This window comes from Streptomyces brasiliensis (assembly GCF_014647875.1).
In the GTDB taxonomy this organism is placed as follows: domain Bacteria; phylum Actinomycetota; class Actinomycetes; order Streptomycetales; family Streptomycetaceae; genus Streptomyces; species Streptomyces brasiliensis.
Genome location: NZ_BMQA01000011.1, coordinates 221,372 through 242,206, shown reverse-complemented (window position 1 = coordinate 242,206; position 20,835 = coordinate 221,372). Strand labels below are relative to the sequence as shown.

At 71.3% G+C, this 20,835-nt stretch carries 16 protein-coding genes; 3 read left to right on the top strand and 13 right to left on the bottom strand.

Annotation, left to right across the window (positions count from 1 at the left end; all coding sequences use genetic code 11):
• Nucleotides 1-284: 284 nt before the first annotated feature.
• Nucleotides 285-1,292 carry a stage II sporulation protein M gene (locus IEZ19_RS19830; protein ID WP_189312545.1) on the bottom strand — a complete coding sequence of 336 codons (1,008 nt, stop codon included), beginning with the start codon at nucleotides 1,290-1,292 and terminating at the stop codon, nucleotides 285-287.
• Between the two features lie 131 nt (nucleotides 1,293-1,423).
• Here IEZ19_RS19830 and IEZ19_RS19825 point away from each other — a divergent pair, with 131 nt between their 5' ends.
• On the top strand, nucleotides 1,424-2,419 hold the full coding sequence (locus tag IEZ19_RS19825; protein WP_189312544.1) for an RDD family protein: 996 nt from the start codon (nucleotides 1,424-1,426) through the stop codon (nucleotides 2,417-2,419).
• A gap of 193 nt (nucleotides 2,420-2,612) precedes the next feature.
• Here IEZ19_RS19825 and IEZ19_RS19820 read toward each other — a convergent pair whose 3' ends face one another.
• Together IEZ19_RS19820 and ahcY are read right to left on the bottom strand one after the other, a co-directional pair.
• Complete coding sequence (locus IEZ19_RS19820; protein WP_189312543.1) at nucleotides 2,613-3,227, bottom strand: hypothetical protein; 615 nt, start codon at nucleotides 3,225-3,227, stop codon at nucleotides 2,613-2,615.
• Nucleotides 3,228-3,410: 183 nt separating this feature from the next.
• On the bottom strand, nucleotides 3,411-4,868 hold the full coding sequence (gene ahcY, locus IEZ19_RS19815) for an adenosylhomocysteinase (RefSeq protein WP_189312542.1): 1,458 nt from the start codon (nucleotides 4,866-4,868) through the stop codon (nucleotides 3,411-3,413).
• A gap of 479 nt (nucleotides 4,869-5,347) precedes the next feature.
• Here ahcY and lepB point away from each other — a divergent pair, with 479 nt between their 5' ends.
• Nucleotides 5,348-5,899 (top strand): signal peptidase I, encoded by a 552-nt coding sequence (gene lepB / locus IEZ19_RS19810; RefSeq protein WP_229840484.1) that lies wholly within the window; start codon nucleotides 5,348-5,350, stop codon nucleotides 5,897-5,899.
• A 64-nt stretch (nucleotides 5,900-5,963) separates the two neighbouring features.
• On the opposite strand, the gene IEZ19_RS19805 is transcribed toward lepB, so the two are convergent.
• The 7 genes from IEZ19_RS19805 to IEZ19_RS19775 form a co-directional block, all read right to left on the bottom strand.
• Nucleotides 5,964-6,944, bottom strand: coding sequence for a cation diffusion facilitator family transporter (locus IEZ19_RS19805; protein ID WP_189312541.1), 981 nt, complete (start codon nucleotides 6,942-6,944; stop codon nucleotides 5,964-5,966).
• Between the two features lie 147 nt (nucleotides 6,945-7,091).
• A complete protein-coding gene (manA, locus tag IEZ19_RS19800; protein WP_189312540.1) occupies nucleotides 7,092-8,243 on the bottom strand; it encodes a mannose-6-phosphate isomerase, class I in 1,152 nt (383 codons plus the stop codon).
• Nucleotides 8,244-8,346: 103 nt separating this feature from the next.
• A complete protein-coding gene (locus IEZ19_RS19795; protein ID WP_189312539.1) occupies nucleotides 8,347-9,474 on the bottom strand; it encodes an SIS domain-containing protein in 1,128 nt (375 codons plus the stop codon).
• A 106-nt stretch (nucleotides 9,475-9,580) separates the two neighbouring features.
• Nucleotides 9,581-9,751 carry a Trm112 family protein gene (locus IEZ19_RS19790; RefSeq protein WP_189312538.1) on the bottom strand — a complete coding sequence of 57 codons (171 nt, stop codon included), beginning with the start codon at nucleotides 9,749-9,751 and terminating at the stop codon, nucleotides 9,581-9,583.
• A 268-nt stretch (nucleotides 9,752-10,019) separates the two neighbouring features.
• Nucleotides 10,020-11,384, bottom strand: a complete 1,365-nt coding sequence (locus tag IEZ19_RS19785; protein WP_189312537.1) for a phosphomannomutase/phosphoglucomutase — start codon at nucleotides 11,382-11,384, stop codon at nucleotides 10,020-10,022.
• Between the two features lie 102 nt (nucleotides 11,385-11,486).
• A complete protein-coding gene (locus IEZ19_RS19780; protein WP_189312565.1) occupies nucleotides 11,487-13,103 on the bottom strand; it encodes an L-lactate permease in 1,617 nt (538 codons plus the stop codon).
• Between the two features lie 193 nt (nucleotides 13,104-13,296).
• The gene (locus IEZ19_RS19775; RefSeq protein WP_189312536.1) at nucleotides 13,297-13,722 is read right to left on the bottom strand and encodes a DUF3499 domain-containing protein; all 426 of its coding nucleotides are present in this window, start codon (nucleotides 13,720-13,722) and stop codon (nucleotides 13,297-13,299) included.
• A 314-nt stretch (nucleotides 13,723-14,036) separates the two neighbouring features.
• Between IEZ19_RS19775 and IEZ19_RS19770 the strand changes: the two genes are divergently transcribed.
• On the top strand, nucleotides 14,037-14,489 hold the full coding sequence (locus tag IEZ19_RS19770; RefSeq protein WP_189312564.1) for a metallopeptidase family protein: 453 nt from the start codon (nucleotides 14,037-14,039) through the stop codon (nucleotides 14,487-14,489).
• 57 nt (nucleotides 14,490-14,546) lie between these two features.
• On the opposite strand, the gene IEZ19_RS19765 is transcribed toward IEZ19_RS19770, so the two are convergent.
• The 3 genes from IEZ19_RS19765 to IEZ19_RS19755 form a co-directional block, all read right to left on the bottom strand.
• Nucleotides 14,547-16,073 (bottom strand): DUF5719 family protein, encoded by a 1,527-nt coding sequence (locus tag IEZ19_RS19765; RefSeq protein ID WP_189312535.1) that lies wholly within the window; start codon nucleotides 16,071-16,073, stop codon nucleotides 14,547-14,549.
• Nucleotides 16,070-19,765 (bottom strand): glycosyltransferase family 2 protein, encoded by a 3,696-nt coding sequence (locus IEZ19_RS19760; protein WP_189312534.1) that lies wholly within the window; start codon nucleotides 19,763-19,765, stop codon nucleotides 16,070-16,072. Before IEZ19_RS19760 ends, IEZ19_RS19765 begins: the two co-directional genes overlap by 4 nt.
• A 268-nt stretch (nucleotides 19,766-20,033) precedes the next feature.
• The gene (locus tag IEZ19_RS19755) at nucleotides 20,034-20,297 is read right to left on the bottom strand and encodes a WhiB family transcriptional regulator (protein WP_003975777.1); all 264 of its coding nucleotides are present in this window, start codon (nucleotides 20,295-20,297) and stop codon (nucleotides 20,034-20,036) included.
• Nucleotides 20,298-20,835: the final 538 nt, after the last annotated feature.

Sequence of the window (20,835 nt, the reverse complement as noted above, 5' to 3'; positions counted from 1 at the left end):
TTCCTCGGTGCTTTCCAGGTTCCCGCTCTCGCGTTTCCCTTTCCGGCGATCCCGACTTTACCAGAAGTTCTTGACCGGACTGACCGGCCACTCATTTCTGAGTAATCAGGGAGTGTGCTTCTCGGAAATATGTCACTTCACGAGGAGCGGATAGATTCTAGCGGGTCGCCCTCAGAACTGTCCAGTTCTAGGCAACTGTTTGAATCTACCTCCCCACGCGCTCCGTGTCAACGGCTCTTGTGGGGCGGACAGGAGACTAGCAGCTCAAGAGGGGTGCCTGCACATCAGGCGGCCGTCGGCAGGACCGAACTCCGCTCGGATGCCTCAACGTCACCCGTCTCGCCCGCACGTGCCACGCGGCCGCCGAGAACGAAGACGTAGGCAAGAAATCCCAGCTCAGCGACGATTCCGATGCCTATGCGGGCCCAGGTGGGCAAGCCCGACGGGGTGACAAAGCCTTCGATGGCACCGGAGACGAACAGGACCAGGGCTAGGCCGATCGCCATGCCCACCGCAGCCCTGCCCTCCTCCGCGAGGGCGGTGCGGCGCGTACGCGGGCCGGGGTCGATGAGGGTCCAGCCGAGGCGCAGTCCCGTGCCGGCTGCGACGAAGACCGCCGTCAGTTCGAGCAGGCCGTGCGGGAGGACCAGGCCGAGGAAGGTGTCGAGTCGGCCTGCCGACGACATCAGGCCGAAGCCGATGCCGAGGTTGAGCATGTTCTGGAGAAGGATCCAAAGGACCGGGAGTCCCAGGAAGACTCCCAGGACGAGACACATCGCCGCTGCCTCAGCGTTGTTGGTCCACACCTGGGCTGCGAAGGAGGCGGCGGGATGACTCGAGTAGTACGTCTCGTACTCGCCACCCGGGCGGGTCAGTTCCCGCAGCTGGCTGGGGGCCGCGATCGACGACTGCACCTCGGGGTGCGCCCCGATCCACCACCCCAGGAGGACCGCGACGGCTGTCGAGATCAGAGCGGTGGGTACCCACCAGTGGCGCGATCGGTAGACGGCGGCGGGGAATCCCTGTCCCAGGAAGCGCGTCACGTCACGCCAGGAGGCACGACGCGTGCCGGTCACGACGCTCCGCGCGCGTGCCACGAGTTGGCTGAGCCGACCGGTCAGTTGCGGGTCGGGGGTGCTGGACTGGATGAGGGAGAGGTGAGTAGCTGCGCGCTGATAGAGGGCGACGAGTTCGTCGGCTTCCGCTCCGGTGAGGCGTCGCCGGCGCCGGATCAGGGCGTCCAGGCGGTCCCACTCGGCTCGGTGGGCGGAGACGAAGACGTCGAGGTCCATCGGGTGTGTCTGCTCCTCGGCCGGTCGTCGACTGCTCGTCGAGACGGTCAGCTTGTCGTACTGGGGCGCGATGCGCCCTCAGCTTGGCAGACTTGCGGTTCTCGGGGCAGACCAGGGGAAGGACGACGGGTGTGAGTGAGCTGGTGACGGGGGAGGCGGTGGCGCTCGAGTTGCGCCCTGCGAGGCTGCCCAGCAGGGCGCTGGCGGTGTTGCTCGACCTGATCGTGGCCGTGATCGCCTATGTCGTCGTGATCACGGCGATCGTGGCTGCGACGGCGTCTCTCGACGAAGCGGCGCAGACTGCTCTCTCGATCGCCGCGTTCGTACTGGTTCTGGTGGGCGCGCCGATCGCGGTGGAGACACTCAGCCATGGGCGTTCGCTGGGGAAGCTGACGTTCGGGCTGCGTGTCGTGCGGGACGACGGCGGTCCGATCCGATTCCGGCACGCACTGGTGCGAGGTGCGATCGGTGTCGTCGAGATCCTGCTGACGTTCGGGGTCGTCGCGTGCATCGCCTCGCTCGTGTCCGCGCGCGGGCGGCGGGTCGGAGACGTCTTTGCCGGCACCTTGGTCGTACGGGAGCGGATTCCCGCCGGTCAGGCCCGATTCGTTCCTCCGCCGCCGCCCTGGCTGGCCGGACGTTTCTCCGAGCTCGATCTTTCGGCGGTTCCCGACGGTCTGTGGCTCGCCGTCCGTCAGTACCTGACGCGGCTGCAGCAGCTCGATCCCCAGGTCTCCTGGGCCATGGCGCAGCGACTCGCGGAGGATCTGTCGGCGCACACGGGTGCCCCGTTGCCGCGGGCCATTCCGCCGGCCGCGTACCTGGCCGCGGTGGTGCAGGAGCGGCAGGCACGTGACGCCAGGCGGGCTTTCGGAGACGGCGGCCCCGCGACGGGAGGGGCGTCTGTGACCGGCGGTGGCGTCGGTGCGGGTGGGGTGCCTTCCGGCACTTCCGCTGCCACTGGTCCGGCCGGTCCCTACACGCCTCCGGTCGCGCAGCCTCGCGCAGCAGCCCCGTATCAGGGCCCGCCGGCCGCGCAGCCCGCGCCACGTGTGCGGCCCGCTCCGCCCGTGCCCGACAGCAGTCCGGCCGAGCGCCCGAGCACCGGTTTCGCACCGCCTGCGTAGGACTAGGTGCAGGCGAGCCGACCGCCCAGAGCTCGGTGTAGACGTGTCAGGCCGAGCTCTCCGCGCCTTGCGGTGGCTCGGCCTCCTCGTATGTCTGACGCCATCGCCCTGCCTCCGAGCACGACCGCTCGAGCACGACCGCTCCGGCGGCCGGCGTCGGCGCCTCGCCGTATGAGTCGGGCGTTCTCGTCAGTCAGTCGAAGAACGACGGCGGCGATTCGAGGTCCTCGAGTTCGATGCCGGGAGCGGCAAGGACCACGTCTCCGGCGATGTGCACGGTGTGCTGTTCGCCCGTGTCCAGGGCTGTGACCTGGTATTCGTCCACGGCGAGGGGGCCGTTGTCAGTGGCGTGTGTTTCGCTGTTCACCAGGGCCCAGGACTGGTCGACGGTGCGGGGGGCGAGAACCGGGTCCGTGAAGGCGACGAGGCGTACGCGGGTCGCGGCGGCGGAAGGGGTGAGGCGCAGAAGACGGGTGGTGGCGACGAGGAACGCGGGGGACGTGCCGGTGAAGGCGTGAGCGCGCACATTGCCTTCGGTGGCCTGAGTGCCGGTGGGGTCTGAGCGGACCCAGGTGACGCCGTCGAGGGCGGCGCCGCGCACCTGCCAGCCTCCGGCGTGGAGTTCGAGTCGGATGGGGCGGCCGAGTTCGTCGAGGGTGAGGTCGACGGAGCCGCTGTGGTCGCCCGAGGGGGTGGTCAGCTGGGAGACGTAGCGCCAGCCGGACGGGCCGGGGGCGCAGTGGAAGTACTCGTTGGCGAGGAGGGTGTGATCGTGCGGATCGTGAAGCGAATATCGGCCGCGGGGCATGGGGGTCCTGGGTCTTGACGGCCTGGTCCGGCCGAGGATCGACGGTCGGGGCCAGATCGATGGGCCAAAGAGGCAGGCCCCCGGCACGGGGGTGCGGGGGCCTGCCTCGGCGGAGCTGCAGACCTGCCTCCGGGGAGCGCGGCGGTGCACCGGCGCGCTCACCCGGTGGGCGGGGCCACGGACTCAGTAGCGGTAGTGGTCCGGCTTGTACGGGCCGTCGACGTCCACGCCGATGTACGCGGCCTGCTCGGGGCGCAGCTGGGTGAGCTTGACGCCGAGCGCGTCCAGGTGAAGGCGGGCGACCTTCTCGTCGAGGTGCTTGGGCAGCGTGTAGACGCCGACCGGGTACTCGTCGGGCTTGGTGAACAGCTCGATCTGGGCCAGCGTCTGGTCCGCGAAGGAGTTGGACATCACGAACGACGGGTGGCCGGTGGCGTTGCCCAGGTTCAGCAGGCGGCCCTCGGACAGCACGATGATCTTCTTGCCGTCCGGGAAGGTCCAGGTGTGGACCTGCGGCTTGACCTCGTCCTTGACGATGCCGGGGACCTTGGCGAGGCCGGCCATGTCGATCTCGTTGTCGAAGTGGCCGATGTTGCCGACGATCGCCTGGTGCTTCATCTTGGCCATGTCGGTGGCCATGATGATGTCCTTGTTGCCGGTCGTGGTGATGAAGATGTCGGCCTTGTCGATGACCTCGTCGAGGGTCGTGACCTGGTAGCCGTCCATCGCCGCCTGCAGGGCGCAGATCGGGTCGATCTCGGTGACGATCACGCGGGCGCCCTGGCCGCGCAGGGACTCGGCGCAGCCCTTGCCGACATCGCCGTAGCCGCAGACGACGGCGGTCTTGCCGCCGATCAGGACGTCGGTGGCGCGGTTGATGCCGTCGACCAGGGAGTGGCGGCAGCCGTACTTGTTGTCGAACTTCGACTTGGTGACGGCGTCGTTGACGTTGATGGCCGGGAAGAGGAGGACGCCGTCGCGCTGCATCTCGTACAGGCGGTGGACGCCGGTCGTCGTCTCCTCGGTGACGCCGCGGATCTCGGAGGCCAGCTGGGTCCACTTCTGGGGGTTCTCGCCCAGGGTGCGGTGGAGCAGCTGGAGGATGACGCGGTGTTCCTCGGACTCGGCGGTCTCCAGGCCGGGGACCTTGCCGTCCTTCTCGTACTCGACGCCCTTGTGGACGAGGAGGGTGGCGTCACCGCCGTCGTCCAGGATCATGTTCGGGCCGCCGGTGGGGCTGTCCGGCCAGGTCAGCGCCTGCTCGGTGCACCACCAGTACTCCTCCAGGGTCTCGCCCTTCCAGGCGAAGACCGGGATGCCCTGCGGGTTGTCGGGCGTGCCGTTCGGGCCGACGGCAATGGCGGCGGCCGCGTGGTCCTGAGTGGAGAAGATGTTGCAGGAGGCCCAGCGGACCCGCGCGCCAAGGGCGACCAGGGTCTCGATGAGGACGGCGGTCTGCACCGTCATGTGCAGGGAGCCGGTGACACGGGCGCCGGCGAGGGGCTGTGCCTCGGCGTACTCCTTGCGGATCGCCATCAAGCCGGGCATCTCGTGCTCGGCGAGGGTGATCTCCTTGCGGCCGAACTCGGCCAGGGAGAGGTCGGCGACCTTGAAGTCCTGTCGGCTGTCGACAGTCGTCATTGCGAGCTGCTCCTCGGGGTTGGGGCGAGGTGGGTACGGCTGGTCTGCGCGGCGGCGGACACAGGGGTGCCCGAAAGGAGGGCACAGGCATGCCCACATGCGCGCAACGCAGTCCGTCGGAGGCCCTCTCTCCCTCGGCCGGTCCCCGTGGGGACCGCCCGACCGCCATCAGCAGCGACGTCTGGCTCGCACCCAAGCTACACCGCGGGACGGCGCCGACCCCAGTCCGGTTGCGAACACTTCGCGCCGATCACGGGGTGTGATCGGTGTCCACTGCCGCGGCGGGGCGGTTGCGCGCGACGGCGGTTCACGGGTGCCCGATATTCTCCGCGCCGCGGATGTGCCGCACGAGGAGGATGTGATGTCGGGCAAAGGGCGGGGACTTGGGGTTGCAGCGCTCGTGGTGGGGTTGCTGGGGGCGGCGCTGGCGGTCGGCGTCTTCGCCCATATGCGGACGGCATACGGGGCCTTGCGACAGCATGAGACCGACGTACGAACGGGATGACCGGCTCATCTGGGAGCACGTCGACGGGAATGAGGTGCGGCGTGGCGACGTCGTGCTGTTCACGGCGCCGGAGTCCTACGGGGTCGACGCGCCCCTCATGAAGCCGGTCATCGGTGTGGGCGGGGACCGGGTGGCGTGCTGCACGCTCGTGGGCTCGCAGGAGCGGGTGACCGTGAACGGGAAGCCGATCGAGGAGCCGTACGTGTACGGCGGTGACGCCGACGGTGTGCACAGGCCGTATGACGTGAGGGTTCCGGAGGGGCGGCTGTTCCTGCTGGGTGATTACCGCGCGAACTCTCAGGACTCGCGTTTTCACCTCGACGACCACGGCGGGACGGTGTCCGGGGACGCGGTGCAGGGCCGGGTGACCGACGACCGCACGGCCCCGGCACTGTGGGGAGCGGCCCTGCTCGTCGGCGGCGTCCTCGTGCTGGTCGGCATCGGGCTGGGGATCGCGGCCTTCGTGGTGCGGCGTGGGAACAGGACGCAGTTCCCGCCCGCGCCGTGGCCGATGCAGCAGGTCTGAGGGCGGTGCGAACGGCCGCGGGGCCCGCCGGATGTTCCGGCGGGCCCCGCGGCCGTCGTACGACTCAGTGGCCGGCGGCGTGCCGCGTCGGGCCGCCCGGGGTGGCCTCAGGGTCCGGGCCCTTGGCGGCTTCCGCCTCGCTGTAGATGTCCGGCTCGAGGTAGATCACGCGGGCGATCGGAACGGCCTCGCGGATGCGGGCCTCGGCGGCGTCGATGGCCTTCGCGACCTCGGCGGCCGTGTCGTCGTGCTCGACGGCGATCTTGGCGGCGACCAGCAGCTCCTCGGGGCCGAGGTGGAGGGTGCGCATGTGGATGACGCTGGTGACCGTTTCGCTGTCGACGATGGCGGACTCGATCTTCTCGGTCTGTTCGGCGCTGGCGGCCTCGCCGAGGAGCAGTGACTTGGTCTCGGCGGCCAGGACGAGCGCGATGCTGACGAGCAGGACACCGATGCAGACCGTACCGATGCCGTCCCAGACGCTGTCGCCGGTGAGCAGGGTCAGGCCGACGCCGCCGAGGGCGAGGACCAGACCGATCAGCGCGCCGAAGTCCTCCAGGAGGACGACGGGCAGTTCCGGTGCCTTGGCCCGTCGGATGAACTGCGACCAGGAGTGCGTGCCGCGCAGCTCGTTGGATTCCTTGATGGCCGTACGGAAGGAGAAGCCCTCGGCGATGACCGCGAAGACGAGGACACCCACCGGCCAGTACCAGTTCTCCAGCTCGTGCGGGTGGCTGATCTTCTCGAAGCCTTCGTAGATGGCGAACATGCCGCCGACCGAGAAGAGGACGATGGAGACGAGGAAGGCGTATATGTAGCGCTCGCGGCCGTAGCCGAACGGGTGTTGCGGGGTCGCCGCGCGCTGGGCCTTCTTGCCGCCGATGAGCAGCAGGAACTGGTTCCCGGAGTCGGCGAGCGAGTGCACGCCTTCGGCGAGCATCGAGGACGAGCCGCTGAACGCGAACGCCACGAACTTCGATGCCGCGATCGCGACGTTGGCGCCCAGTGCCGCCACGATCGCTTTGGTGCCGCCTGACGCGCTCATGTGTCCGCGTTGTCCCTTCGCCTACGTCCGTCTGCGCCGCCCGGGCCGGGCCCGTCGTCCGCACCCGTCGCCTTTGCCCGTCCTTTGCCGGAGGGTCATTCTTGCAGCCCGGCTCAACCCGAGCGCGTCAGGTGTCCACAAGCCCGGTCAGACAATCACAGTGGCACGGAAGACGGTGCCGGACCCGGACACCTCGGCCTTCTCCCCCGCGGGGACGAACACGGACCCGCCGGGGGTCAGTTCGTGCTCGCCCGCCCGTATGGAACCCGCAGTGCACAGCAGGATCTGCGGGGTGGTCAGGGTGAGGTCGCGGGTCGCGCCGCCCTCGGGCAGGACGTACCGGGACAGCCGGAACTCGTCGATCGGCGTCTCGTAGATCTCCTCGCCCTCCGGGGACGCCTCTGGGCGCAGGACGCCGGGGTCGCTCGGCTCGAAGCGGACGATGCGCAGGAGTTCGGGCACGTCGACGTGCTTGGGCGTCAGGCCGCAGCGCAGGACGTTGTCGGAGTTGGCCATGATCTCGACGCCGAGGCCGTTCAGGTACGCGTGCGGGATGCCGGCGCCGAGGAAGAGGGCCTCGCCCGGCTGCAGCCGGACGTGATTGAGGAGCATGGCGGCGATGACGCCGGGATCGCCCGGGTAGTGGTGGGCGAGGTCCGCATACGGCGCGTAATCGCCGCCGAGGCGGGTGCTGGCGGCCGCGGCCCGGGCGACCGTGTCGGCCATCTCCTCGCGGTCGGCGGTGAGGATCGCGGTGAGGACCTCGCGCAGGGCCGCTTCCTCGGGGCGAGCGCGCAGCAGGTCGGCGTACGGCTTGAGGGAGTCGACGTCCAGCGCCTCTAGGAGAGCGGCGGTCTCGAGCGGGTCACGGAAGCCGCACAGGCCGTCGAACTCGGTGAGCGCGCAGATGAGTTCGGGCTTGTGGTTGGCGTCCTTGTAGTTGCGGTGCGGGGCGTCCACGGGGATGCCGCGGCGCTCCTCGTCCGCGTAGCCCTCCTTGGCCTGCTCCAGGTCGGGGTGGACCTGGAGGGAGAGCGGGGCGCCGGCCGCGAGGATCTTCAGCAGGAAGGGCAGGTGGGGGCCGAACCTGGCGACCGCCTCCGGTCCGAGTTCCCGCTCCGGGTCGGCGTCGATGACCTCGACGAGAGTGCCGCGCGCGGTGCGCGAGGGCGCTCCCGGGTGGGCGCCCATCCACATCTCCGCCTGTGGCTCGCCGGTCGGCTCGACGCCGAGGAGCTTCGGGATGGCGGTGGGGGAACCCCAGGCGTAGGGACGGATGGTGTTGTCGAGGCGGTCCATGGGTTCTCTCTGCCGATCCTTGCCGGTCTTCTTCGTGCGTACGTCGGGTCGTGTACGTCCGGGGTTCGCTCCGCGTACGGCGGTCAGGGCGTCGGCAACAAGATCAGGCCCCCGAAGCGAGCGCGAGGTAAACGGCGGTGAAATCCGTCATGGCGATCAGTTCCGCGAGGGTCTCCAGCTCGTCGCCGGGCTCGGGTTCCAGCTCGCTGACGGGCGTGTCGTGGCTGAGGGCCAGGTCGCGGGCGGCCGGAGCGGCGGTGAGGCCGCCGATCGGGCGGTCGCGGAGCAGCACCACGCGCGCGTGCAGCGCCGCGGGCTCGTCGACGCGGTCACGGAAGAAGTCGTCCGGGTCGGCGCTGGCGGCGAGCGGCCCGGCCAGCAGGGCGCTGTGGGCGGCGAGCGCCTCGGGGAGTTCCTCGACGAGGGCGGGGCGGCCGGCCAGTTCGGCGAGCGCGGCGGAGAAACGGCGGCCCGCGGGTCCCGCCGAGGGGCCCTCCGTCCAGATCACCGGAAGCGCGTCGGCCAGTTCGGCGGCGAGGGCCTTGGCGGGGTTGCTGTAGGTCACGATGGCCGGGCCGCAGCGCTCGGCGATGTGGTCGAGGCGGTCGGCGGCCTTCTCCAGGGCCTCGGCCGGGGCGATGACCAGGCCGATCCGGTCCAGGAGCGCGAGCAGCGGGGTGAGCAGCGCCCAGAGGACGCCCGGGGAGGACGCGGCCAGGGGCTCGTCGTGGTCGTACGGGGCCGTCGCCATCGGTACGAACAGGCCGTGCGCGCCGGTGACGGCCTCGGAGAGCGGGGTGCCGGCCGGGGCCACGCCGGCGACCGAGCAGCCGCGGCGGTAGGCCTGCTCGGCGAGCAGGGAGAGGCTCGGCTCGGTGCCGTCCGGGGTGGCGATCAGCAGCAGGTCCACGGAGCCGGCCCAGCCGGGCAGCTCCCAGCGCAGGGCGCCCGCGGCGGGGGCGACGCCGGTGGGGGCCAGCCGGATGACGGGGCTGCCGGGTCCGGCGAGCGAACCGAGTAGGTCGGCGGCGTGGGTGGCGGAGGCGCCGGGGCCTGCGATCAGGACGGCGCGGGGGCGGCCGTCCGGTTTGAGGTCGTCGACGCCGGCCTCGGCGGCGTGCCGGGCCGCGGTACGCACGCGTGCGCCGGCTCCCGCGGCACCGCGCAGGAGGCCGCGTCGGTCGGCCTCGGCGAGGCCCTCCGGGGTGTCGAGCAGCGATTCGTCGAGCATGGGCGGCAGCCTCCGATCGCGGGGTTCTTGCGGGGCGGCTCGTCTGTGCGGGTGGTGCCTGTGCCGGGCGACGCCGGTACGACGGCCCGGTGTTCCCGGGTCGGCGTTACGCGGGGCGGCGGGCCTCGTCGACCAGGAGGACGGGGATGCCGTCGCGGACCGGGTACGCCAGACCGCAGTCCTGGCCGGTGCAGATCAGCTCGATGTCCTCTTCCTTGAGGGGGGAGTGGCAGGCCGGGCAGGCGAGGATCTCCAGGAGGCCGGCTTCGAGCGACATGGGGTGTCCCTTCGGGCGGGGTGCGTGCACGGATGTGCCTGGTCAGCGTACCGCCGTGGGGCGGGGTGTGGGGGTCGGGCGGAGGGGGTCGGCCCTTGTGTCCCGCCTCAGCCCTGCCAGGTGCCCCTCGGGCCTCCGGGTATCCCCTCAGGCCACCCAGCGGCTGTCCACCGCCGCCGGGTTCCCCAGAGGTCGCCCACCACCCCCGAGTCCCCCAGAGGTCGCCCACGACCCCACGCGCGGTCCCCCATACGGCCCGCCCCGGCCCTCAGCCCCTGATGATCGCCAGTACGTCGTCGCGCACCTTGGTCATCGTCGCCTCGTCGCGGGCCTCCGCGTTCAGGCGCAGGAGGGGCTCCGTGTTGGAGGGACGGACGTTGAACCACCAGTCGGCGGTGGCGACCGTGAGGCCGTCCAGGTCGTCCAGCGTGGTGTCCTCGTGGCCCTCGTACGCGGCGCGGATCGCCGCGAGGCGGGTCTTCTGGTCGGCGACCGTGGAGTTGATCTCGCCGGAGCCGATGTAGCGGTCGTACTCCGCGACCAGCGCCGAGAGCGGGCCGTCCTGGCCGCCGAGGGCCGCGAGGACGTGGAGGGCGGCGAGCATGCCCGTGTCGGCGTTCCAGAAGTCCTTGAAGTAATAGTGGGCGGAGTGCTCGCCGCCGAAGATCGCGCCCGTGCCCGCCATCTCCGCCTTGATGAAGGAGTGGCCGACGCGGGTGCGGACCGGGGTGCCGCCGTGCTCGCGGACCACCTCGGGGACGGACCAGGACGTGATCAGGTTGTGGATGATCGTGCCCCGGCCGCCGTTCCTGGCCAGCTCGCGCGCGGCCACCAGGGCGGTGATCGCCGACGGGGACACGGGGTCGCCGTGCTCGTCGACGACGAAGCAGCGGTCGGCGTCGCCGTCGAAGGCGATGCCGAGGTCTGCGCCCTCCTCGCGGACACGCCGCTGGAGGTCGACGAGGTTGGCGGGGTCGAGCGGATTGGCCTCGTGGTTGGGGAACGTGCCGTCCAGCTCGAAGTACATCGGGACGAGGGTCAGGGGCAGCCCGGCGAAGACGGTGGGGACCGTGTGGCCGCCCATGCCGTTGCCCGCGTCGACGACGACCTTCAGGGGGCGGATGGAGGCCAGGTCGACGAGCGAGCGCAGGTACGCCGCGTAATCCTCCAACGTGTCGCGCCGCGTGACGGTTCCCGGCGTCACCGCGAGCTGCGGGGCGCCCGACTCCCGCCAGTTCTCGGCCAGTTCGCGGATCTCGGCGAGGCCGGTGTCCTGGCCGACGGGCGCAGCGCCCGCGCGGCACATCTTGATGCCGTTGTACTGCGCGGGGTTGTGCGAGGCCGTGAACATCGCGCCCGGCAGACCGAGCGCGCCGGACGCGTAGTACAGCTGGTCCGTGGAGCACAGGCCGATCTCGGTGACGTCAACACCGCGCACGGCCGCCCCGCGCGCGAAGGCGGCCGACAGACCAGGCGACGACGGCCGCATGTCGTGGCCGATGACGATGGCGTCGGCGCCGGTCACCTGGGCGAAGGCCGCACCGAAGAGTTCGGCCAGCGATTCGTCCCACTGATCCGGAACCACTCCGCGCACGTCGTACGCCTTGACGATCTGCGCCAGATCAACAGCCACGGCCAACCCTCCTGAAGTCCTGTCGGTCACCACAAACTACCCGCCCGCGCGGGGCGGGTGGTTCACGGACTCCAGGTGGACCCCCAGCCGTGACCTGGGAGGTCAGGGAAGCATCCAGTCCAGGACCGGCGAGCTCTGGCCGACGACGATCAGGCACATCACCAGCAGCAGCCCCGCGCTCCAGGGCAGCACCTTGCGCAGCAGGTCGCCCTCACGGCCGGCCAGACCGACCGCGGCGCAGGCGATGGTGAGATTCTGCGGCGAGATCATCTTGCCGAGCACACCGCCCGAACTGTTGGCGGCGGCAAGCAGTTCGGGTGACAGCCCCGACTCGCGGGCCGCACTCACCTGCAGGGCTCCGAACAGCGCGTTGGCCGAGGTGTCGGACCCGGAGACGGCCACGCCGAACCAGCCGAGGACCGGCGACAGGAAGGCGAGACCCGCTCCGGCGGCCGCCACGAAGTGGCCGATGGTCGCGGCCTGCCCGGAGAGGTTCATGACGTACGCGAGGGCCAGCACGGACGTCACGGTCAGGATCGCGAACCTCAGCTCGACGACGGTCGCCGCCCACTCGCGCACCGCCACGCGTGCGTGGACGCCGAGAACGACGGCCGTGAGCACTCCGGCGATCAGCACGAGGGTGCCGCCGGTGGAGACGATCGGCCAGCTGAAGATGTTGCCGCCCACTGGTTTGCCGTCCGGTCCCGCGACGTCCAGGAAGGGCCAGTCGTAGGCCTTCGTGGCGCCCGCCAGCCAGTCCTTGACCGCCGGAATCTGGGCGACGGAGAAGATCACGACGATGAGGGCGTACGGGGCGTAGGCGCGCAGGACTTCGGGGCGCGGATCGCTCTCGTCGAGGTCCGCGCTGCGCGCGCCGGTCAGCACGGACGTCCGTACGGCCTCGGTGGCGGGCACACGCGCGTGCGGTACGGCGACCAGAGCGCCCGCGCCGACCAGGGAGGCGGCGATGTCGGCGAGTTGCGCGGAGACGTAGTTGGACGCGGCGAACTGGGCGGCGGCGAAGGCGACTCCGCACACCAGGGCGGGCACCCAGGTCTCGCGCAGTCCGCGCCTGCCGTCGACGAGCCCGACCAGGACGAGCGGCACCACCAGGGCGAGCAGCGGCGTCTGCCGGCCGACCACGGAGGCCACAGAGTCGAGCGGCAGCCCGGTGACCTGGGCGAGCGTGACGACCGGGGTGCCCATCGCGCCGAAGGCGACGGGCGCGGTGTTGGCGACCAGCGAGACGACGGCCGCGCGCACCGGGTCGAAGCCGAGGGCGACCAGCATCACGGAGCAGATGGCGACCGGCGCGCCGAATCCGGCCAGGGCCTCCAGCAGAGCGCCGAAGCAGAAGGCGATGACGAGCGCCTGGATGCGCGGGTCGTCGGAGAGCCGCCCGAAGGAGCGGCGCAGGATGTCGAAGTGCCGGGTGCGGACGGTCATCCGGTACACCCACAGGGCGTTGACGACGATCCACAGGATGGGGAAGAGACCGAAGGCGGCCCCCTGGACGGCACTGGAGAGCGTCTGGTCTACCGGCATGCCGTAGGCGAGGCAGGCGACGAGAACGGCCGCCAGGAGGCCGATGAGGCCCGCGATATGCGCCTTGAGGCGGACGCCGCCGAGCAGGATCAGGACGATGACGAGGGGCAGTGCTGCGACGAGCGCGGACAGGCCGAGCGAATCGGCGATCGGCTCCAGCTTCTGGACGTACACGGGGTCCTCCCCGGATTCCGTCATGCGGAAAGAGAATTCTCGTTTCGGCTCACGGAATGGTCGTGTCCGCGACAACGACACGTCAATGGTCGTGCGTCATTCAACTGAACATGACAACAGGAAGGGCTGAACGGAACACTGGAGCGGGAAGGGCTGAACGGAACAGCGCAGCGGGAAGGACCCGCAGCGCGGCTCAGTTGTCCGGTGAGCGCAGCACCCGGAGATGACCCCGGCGGGCGACCTCCATGGGGTCCGCCGTGCGTCCCCCACCGCCGCCCGCCCCGGCCGCCCGCTCCTGCGGCCTGGCTGCCTCGCGCACGGCGTTGGCAAGCGCTTCCAGGTCGTCGCCGCTCGGGCGGGCGGGGGCCGAGCCGTCGATGAGCCGTACGACCTCCCAGCCGCGCGGGGCGGTCAGGCGCTCGGAGTGCTCGGCGCACAGGTCGTAGCAGTGGGGTTCGGCATAGGTGGCGAGCGGGCCGAGGACCGCGGTCGAGTCGGCGTAGACGTACGTCAGCGTCGCGACGGCGGGTCGGCCGCAAGCGGTTCGCGAACAACGACGTACAGGGCTCACGATGTTGGACGGTACCGCACTCTTGAGCGGGCCGCGACGACTCTCCACCAGGTCACTCCACCGTGTCGTCCGGCACCCTGCTTCGCATACCCGCCCGAACACGACCTTCTGACCTGCGTGGACGGGCGGGTCCCGGATCACGGGCAGGTTCGCATCCGGTCATGAGTCGACACAAACACCGTCAATTTTCTCGAGCTCGGCGGTCTCGGAGAGATACGGAATCGAGCCCAACCTTGGCTGGAATGGTCATCCTGCGACATGCCGCACGGAGCGCACCCATGCCGTCCGGGCGATGGCAGGCGTGCCGGGCGCCGTGTGGGGGCGGGGCGTGCGGACCACGCGGGGACTACGCTTCACCAGTGATGGACAACCGTGTACCGCCCCGTGCCGCAGGCCCCGGGCCCCGCCGTCGTGACCGCCACGGACGGGGCATGCGCGGGCCGATCGCGCCGCCGCAGGTTCCGCTCGCGGCGTCTCGCGCCGAGGCGTTCGCGGACCTCGTACAGGACTCCGTGGAGCGTCTCGAGCGGCGCTGGCCGCAGCTCGCGGACATCGATTTCCTGGTGCTCGAGGTGCCCCGCCTGGACGCGCGCCAGGGGGACGTCTGGAACGACGAGGCTGTGCCGCTCGGCGGGATCGTCGCCGCGCGCGACGGGCACCGGGCCCGGGTGGTCGTCTACCGCCGGCCCGTGGAGATCCGCACGAAGGGACGCGACGAGCGGGCCGCGCTGGTGCACGAGGTCGTCGTCGAGCAGGTCGCGGAGTTGCTGGGGCTGACTCCGGAGACCGTGGATCCCCGGTACGGGGAGGACTGACGCGGTACGGGGGACCGACGCGCTCGGCCGGGGCGCGCCCGCGCCCCGGCCGGACCACTAGTTCTGCAGCACCGACAGGTCCTGGTCCGCCTGCGGCACCGACACCGTCCCCCGGTCGTCCGGGAGCGTCTGGATCGTGAAGCCGGGGACGCCGGACTCGGTCGCGAACAGGGTGCGGGCCGCGTAGACCGGGCCGCCGGAGAGGGGTCTCACCGTCAGCGCGTACGTGCCCTTCAGACCGCTGGGGACTGGGGCGTCGATGTCCTGGGTCGTGCCCGCCTTGATCGTGTACGTCTTCGTCTCCGCCGTGCCCCCCTCACTGCCCGCCGACGCCGTGACCTCGACCTTTGCGGCCTCGGCGGGAGCGACGAGGGACAGAGTCGTGTTTTTGCCGCTGTTGTCGGCCGACGTCGCGCGCGTGCCGACCGGGGCGGCGGCGGGGATGAACGCCGTCTCCTGGTTGCCGTCCTTGCCGCGGATCACACGGACGGCCGCCACCACCGGGACGGACCGGTCAGCGGGTGTCAGCACCAGCGACCCCGGCTCACCCCGGGTCACGTCGTGCAGGTCGACCGCCGTCGTCATGCCGCCCTTCACATGCAGCGTCTCGTTCCCGGCGGGGGTGATCCGGCCGCCCGGCAAGGCCAGGCGCACCTTCAGATCGGCGTCGGCGTCGCCCGGGGTGAAGGCGACCAGCCGGACGTCCGTGGCGTCCTTCGGGATGCCGGGCAGGATCAGCGAGCCCGCCGGGTCGGTGGACGCGGCCAGCCAGTCGCCGCCCAGCTTGTCGTCGAGGGCCTGCACGGCCGCGCCGACCCGTCCGCTGCGGACGCTGACGTGGACCGTGAGGTCGGTCTGGCGCTCGTCGGTGAGCGTGGACAGCAGGACCGGCTCACTGACGTGGGGCGGCACCGTGATGCCCTCCCCCACCGTGGACTTGATCGCGCCGTCCTTGCCGTGCAGCTCGACGTCGACGACCGCGGCGCTGTCGTCCGGGTTGGTGAGGTGCACGTAGTCGCTGCGGTCGGCGGACGTGCTGGCACCCGGGAACCAGAACTCCGTGTCTGGAGCTGTGCAGTTGACGCCCTGCAGGCCGCGGCCGGTGCCCGCGGCGACCTCGGTGGTCTCCTGGACGGTCCAGCCGGGCGCGAACTTCCCGTCGGCGATGCCGACGAGGGCGGGTGCGTCGCCTCCGGAGTAGTCGCCGGTGGCGGGGGTGCCGGGCTCCTTGGGCGTGAGGACGGGCTTGGCGGCCTTCTTCTTGCCGCCCTTGCTGTCCTTGGCGCCCGCGCTCGGGGAGGGGCTGCTCGTCCCGTCCGCCGACTGCTCCGTGGCGGACTGGAGTTCGGCCTTGCCGCTGCCCGCCGTGCCCTTCGTGACCGGGGTGAAGGACGTGTACGACATCTCGGCGATGTCGGAAAGGCTGGGCGCCGGGCAGAGCAGGCTCGTGCGCTCCACGGGAAGCCGGGCGGCCGCCTTCGCCGTGCCGGCGCCGGACGCGTCCGGCGTGGTGAGCGCGGCGAACCCGGTCACGGCCGCGAGGGCGACCGTGCTGGCGATCAGGGACAGGGTCGTGCGGTTCACTGCTGGCTCCCGTCGGGGCGCTCACTGCCGGTGCCGTGGGAGTGGGGCTGTCCCGGGTCGTAGTCCTGCTGGTACGTCGGGTCGTACACACCCTGCCGGCTCTGGTCGCCGTACCCGTACGGGTCGTACTGGCCGTTCTGGTACGGGTCGGCCTGATACGCCTGCTGGTCGTAACCGCCCTGGTACTGGCCCGCGTTCTCGTACCGGCCGGCGCCTTCGTACTGCTCGCCGCCGTAGGTGCCGTACTCGGCGCCCGCGTAGGTCGCGGCGTCCGTCTCCCGGACTCCGACGTCCTCGCCCGGTGGGACCCCCGTGTCGTACGACTGCTGGTGGGGCACGGCGACCGGAGTCTCCTCCGCGGGAGGAGGCGTGCCGGGGTCGTATGCGTCCGGTTCGGAGGACTCCTCGGCCTCGGCCTCCGCCTGGGCGCGCAGGCGGCGGGCACGGCGGCCCTCCCCTGGGGCGGCCTCGGCGAGGACGGCCTCCTCCTCGGGCAGGTCGTCGTCGATGTCGCGGCGGCGGCCCGGCAGGGCGAGCACGACCAGGACGACGGCGAGCAGGCCCTGGGCGAACAGCCAGCCTGTGTGCCCGATCGGGTCTTCGTAAGCGACGTCCAACGTGCCGCCGTTCGCAGGCAGTTCGAAGCCCTGGGCCCAGCCGTCGACCGTGGTGCGGGTGAGTGGCGTGCCGTCCAGGGTGGCGGTCCAGCCCGCGGCGGCGGTGTCGGCAAGGCGCAGGACGCGGCCGTCGGCGCCGGACGGGATCGTGGTGTGGATCTCGACGGGACCCGCGGCGACGGACTGCGCGCTGCCCGAGCCTCCGGCCGGGACGATGGCGGCGCGCGAGACCTGCTGGTCGACGCGCCACAGAGCGCTTCCGTGCTGCTGGCTGAGCCGGGACAGGCCGGGCGTGGCGTCCAGGACGCGGCTGACCTCGCGCGGCGCGCCCTTGTGGACCAGGACGTAACGCACGGCGAAACCGCCGAGCTGGTTCGCCTGGTCGGCGCCGGAGCCGGCGACAAGGTTGGCGACGACCTTGTCGAGTGTGCCGTTCTCCTCGTCGGACGCGGCGAGTTCGGCGTCACCCATGCGGGCGCCGGAGCCGCGCACCAGCGTGTAGCGCACGTGGGCCTCGGAGTCGCTGTCGAGGATCAGGGTGCGGGCTTGGTCGCGGGTGCTGCTCTCCTCGGCGACGAACGCGGGCACCTGCACGGGGTCGCGCCGCTCCACCGGCCCGTCGGCGCCGCCGATGATCCAGCCGACGGCGACGAGCAGCGGGCCCGCGGCCGAGGCGAAGGCGATCAGCGCGGCCACCGGCTGGCGCCAGCCGAAGCTCTGCTCGGCCACACGTGCGCGTGCCCCGTCGGCGCCGAGCGCGGCTGCGGCCAGCAGCGCGATGCCGTAGACGAGGGTGGCGGGCCCGGCCCACGTGGAGCTGTTGGCCAGGACCGCGAAGACGAGGCCCACCAGGGCGGCGGCCCAGGCGATCCGGATTCCCGGCTGACGCTCGCCGCGCAGCAGTGCGGCCAGCGCGGCCAGGACGATGCCGATGAGCATCAGCCCCTGCACCGTGCCGGGTCCGCCTGGGCTGGCGCCGAGCAGGTCGAGGGCGGAGGCGGCAGAGGAGCCGTACTCCAGTCCCGCCTCCTTGAAGAAGCCGAACGGGAGCAGCGACAGCGACCAGGGCGCCAGGATCAGCAGCGGGGTGCCCAACTGGGCCAGGAACCGCGAGGCGTAGGCGACGATCTCGGCGCGGCGCACGGCCAGCACGCCGATGCCGAGGACCAGCGCGATCGGCCACACGATCGGTGTGAACGCGGTCGTGATGGTCAGCAGCAGCGCGTACGCCCAGGTGGCGCGCCAGCTGCCGCGCGCGCCCGACGAGTTCGCGAGGCCGCTCGCTGCGATGCCCGCGCGCGCGATGAGCGGCAGGAACACGGCGAGGACGGCGGTGCCGATGCGGCCGCCGGCGAGGGCGCCGGTGGCAGCGGGAAGGAAGGCGTAGGCGACGGCCGCCCACGCGCGCAGGAGCCGCGAGGTGACGAGCGGCCGGGAGGCGAAGTACGCGGTGAATCCGGCCAGTGGCACCGAGCCGACCAGCAGGACGGTTACCGCGAGACCGGTCGAGCCGAACAGCGTCGAGGCGAGCATCGCCACGAGCGCGAGGTAGGGCGGCGCGGACGGGGTGCCGCCGGCGCCCACCGGGTGCCAAGCGTCCAGATAGCGCGACCACAGCTCGCCGGAGTCGGCGGGTGCGGGCAGCAGGGCACCGCCCGAGAGCGCGCCGCCGCCCAGGAGGTTGCGGCAGGCGGCGAGCGAGACGAGCAGCAGGACCAGGAAGAGGACCGGGCCGGGCTTGCGGGCGATGCGCTTGAGGCGGGCGAACTGCTCGATCTCCAGGAACTCGGCGTCGTCGCCGCCGGGCCCCGACTCGACCGCTCCGCCGTGCCGTCCGGCCGAGGAGACCTCGGGGTCGGTGCCGCCGAAGAAGTTGCCCGCGACCTGTTCCACGGTGGCCCGCACGGTCGCGCCGGGCGGCGGGAACAGCGGCCGCAGCTCGCCCTTGTCGACGACCGGACGGCCGCGCCTGCGCCGCCCGGCGATGATCCGCTCGGGCCGCAGCAGGACGCCCAGGAGGCCGCGGATCTCGTCGAGGGCCTGGCCGGGGACCTTGCCGACGAGGTAGGCGAAGGTCCGCAGGAGCGTGCCGAGCACGAGGCGCAGCAGGACCCAGGGCAGCGTCGCCGTACGGGTGTTGACGAGGAGGGTGTAGACGGCGCCCGCCTTGTCGACCTTGTGCGGGGAGGCGGCGGTGCGGCCCATGCAGTCGACGGTGCGGCGCTCGCGGGAGGCCGCCTCGGCGTGCCGTACGACGGCATCGGGGGCGATGAGGACGCGGTGCCCGGCGGCGTGGGCGCGCCAGCACAGGTCGACGTCGTCGCGCATCAGCGGCAGCCGGCGGTCGAAGCCGCCGAGTTCCTCGAAGACGTCGCGCCGGATCAGCATGCCGGCGGTGGACACCGACAGCACAGGTCCCACGTGGTCGTGCTGTCCCTGGTCCTGCTCGCGGCGGTCCAGACCGGTCCAGCGGCGGCCGGAGTTGGCGATGGTGACGCCGACCTCCAGGAGCTGGCGCCGGTCGTACCAGCCGCGGAGCTTGGGGCCGACGACCGCGACGTCGTCACGGCCGAGTTCGTGTTCGTTCTCTACGACGCGCAGCAGTTCGGCCAGGGCGTCGGGTTCGGGGGCGCAGTCGTCGTGCAGCAGCCACAGCCACTGGACCGGCTCGCCGTGCGGGAGCTCCGGCATGTCGTACGCGTCGTCGCGCCACGTGCGCGTGACGGGGTCCCAGCCGCTGGGCCGCTTCAGATACGGCAGCTCGTCCGGGGTGAGGAGCGGCGCCGTGCGGTTGGCCTCCTCGACGGCCTGGCCGAAGCCTGTGCGCCTGGCCAGGTGCAGCACGCGGTCGGGACCGAGCACCTCGGTGACCAGCCGGGCGGAGTCGTCCGCGCTGCCGGTGTCGGCGGCCACGGCGTACTGGACGGGGCGCTCCTGGCCGAGCAGCCCGGCGAGCGCATCGGGCAGCCAGCGGGCGCCGTCGTGCGCGACGAGGACCGCGGTCACCACATGACGCGGGAACTCAGGTGTGGCAGCGGTGTCGTGATGGGCTGCCGTATGGCTGTGCACGGACATCGAGGTGCGGACCCCGGTTCGATGGACTGCGGTGGACGCTTGCGCCCACTGGGGGCCGCGTGGCGTCTCGGACGAGCGACCACACTATCGGCTGGGCATGACCACGGCCCGCCGCCTGTGGACAACCCACCTGCAACGGGCCGTTCGTACCGTGTGTACGTGAAGGTTCCGTGCCGTTCGGACGCGAATGGGATGGAACGAGCCAGATCGGATACGTCGGTTCGAACGAGTCGGATCCGTTCGGATCAGGAGTGCCGGGCCGGACGGCTCAGACGGCCGCCTTCTTCAGCCGGCGACGCTCCCGCTCGGACAGACCGCCCCAGATGCCGAAGCGTTCGTCGTTGGCGAGGGCGTACTCGAGGCACTCGGAGCGAACCTCGCAGGCGAGGCAGACCTTCTTGGCCTCTCTGGTCGAGCCGCCCTTCTCGGGGAAGAAGGACTCGGGGTCGGTCTGGGCGCACAGCGCGCGCTCCTGCCAGCCGAGTTCCTCGTCCGCGTCGTCGACCAGCAGTTGCTGCACCAGCTCGGTCATGTGCGCCCCTCGTCTGTCTTTCGCGTCCCCGTGATGTAGCCGTTACCGATTCCGGCTGAACGACACGAGTGAAATTACAAGTGTGCTGCTCCGGGCGAGTCAAGCCGAGATCTGCTATTGGCCCCGTTATTCACCCTCCGGAACCAAGGCCGAGCGGAAAGTGTTCAAATCGCCATAAACCTTGACACGCAGAGATGGCCCGCGAGGGGTACCGACTCCGTACAGGCCCCTCACGGACACCTGTACGGAGAAGGACGCCCAGGAGTTCGATCGCGTTCCGAACGAGGCTCGTGCGCCCGGTTGTGCGCCATGTGTCCGGGGCGGTGGACGCACAAACCTTTCGCCTCGAAGGTCAACCGGATGGGGTGAAACATGTCCCACGATCCGGGACCCGAGTTGACAGTGCGGGTGTGAACCGATGTTCTTGTGGGCATGCTCGCGAACTTGGCGCTCACCTCGACCCGCTCCGCCGGGTCCCTCGGTGCTGCCCGCGCTCGCTGTAGCTGTTGTTGCTGTTCCAGCTGTTGAGCCGACCGCG

What these genes read in the sequence shown, in the direction of transcription:
- IEZ19_RS19790 (WP_189312538.1), bottom strand. Translation starts at nt 9,751, where the DNA reads ATGTCGCTCGAAGCCGGCCTCCTGGAGATCCTCGCCTGCCCGGCCTGC.
- ahcY (WP_189312542.1), bottom strand. Translation starts at nt 4,868, where the DNA reads ATGACGACTGTCGACAGCCGACAGGACTTCAAGGTCGCCGACCTCTCC.
- IEZ19_RS19795 (WP_189312539.1), bottom strand. Translation starts at nt 9,474, where the DNA reads ATGCTCGACGAATCGCTGCTCGACACCCCGGAGGGCCTCGCCGAGGCC.
- IEZ19_RS19755 (WP_003975777.1), bottom strand. Translation starts at nt 20,297, where the DNA reads ATGACCGAGCTGGTGCAGCAACTGCTGGTCGACGACGCGGACGAGGAA.
- lepB (WP_229840484.1), top strand. Translation starts at nt 5,348, where the DNA reads ATGAGACCGACGTACGAACGGGATGACCGGCTCATCTGGGAGCACGTC.
- manA (WP_189312540.1), bottom strand. Translation starts at nt 8,243, where the DNA reads ATGGACCGCCTCGACAACACCATCCGTCCCTACGCCTGGGGTTCCCCC.
- IEZ19_RS19830 (WP_189312545.1), bottom strand. Translation starts at nt 1,292, where the DNA reads ATGGACCTCGACGTCTTCGTCTCCGCCCACCGAGCCGAGTGGGACCGC.
- IEZ19_RS19805 (WP_189312541.1), bottom strand. Translation starts at nt 6,944, where the DNA reads ATGAGCGCGTCAGGCGGCACCAAAGCGATCGTGGCGGCACTGGGCGCC.
- IEZ19_RS19770 (WP_189312564.1), top strand. Translation starts at nt 14,037, where the DNA reads ATGGACAACCGTGTACCGCCCCGTGCCGCAGGCCCCGGGCCCCGCCGT.
- IEZ19_RS19820 (WP_189312543.1), bottom strand. Translation starts at nt 3,227, where the DNA reads ATGCCCCGCGGCCGATATTCGCTTCACGATCCGCACGATCACACCCTC.
- IEZ19_RS19760 (WP_189312534.1), bottom strand. Translation starts at nt 19,765, where the DNA reads ATGTCCGTGCACAGCCATACGGCAGCCCATCACGACACCGCTGCCACA.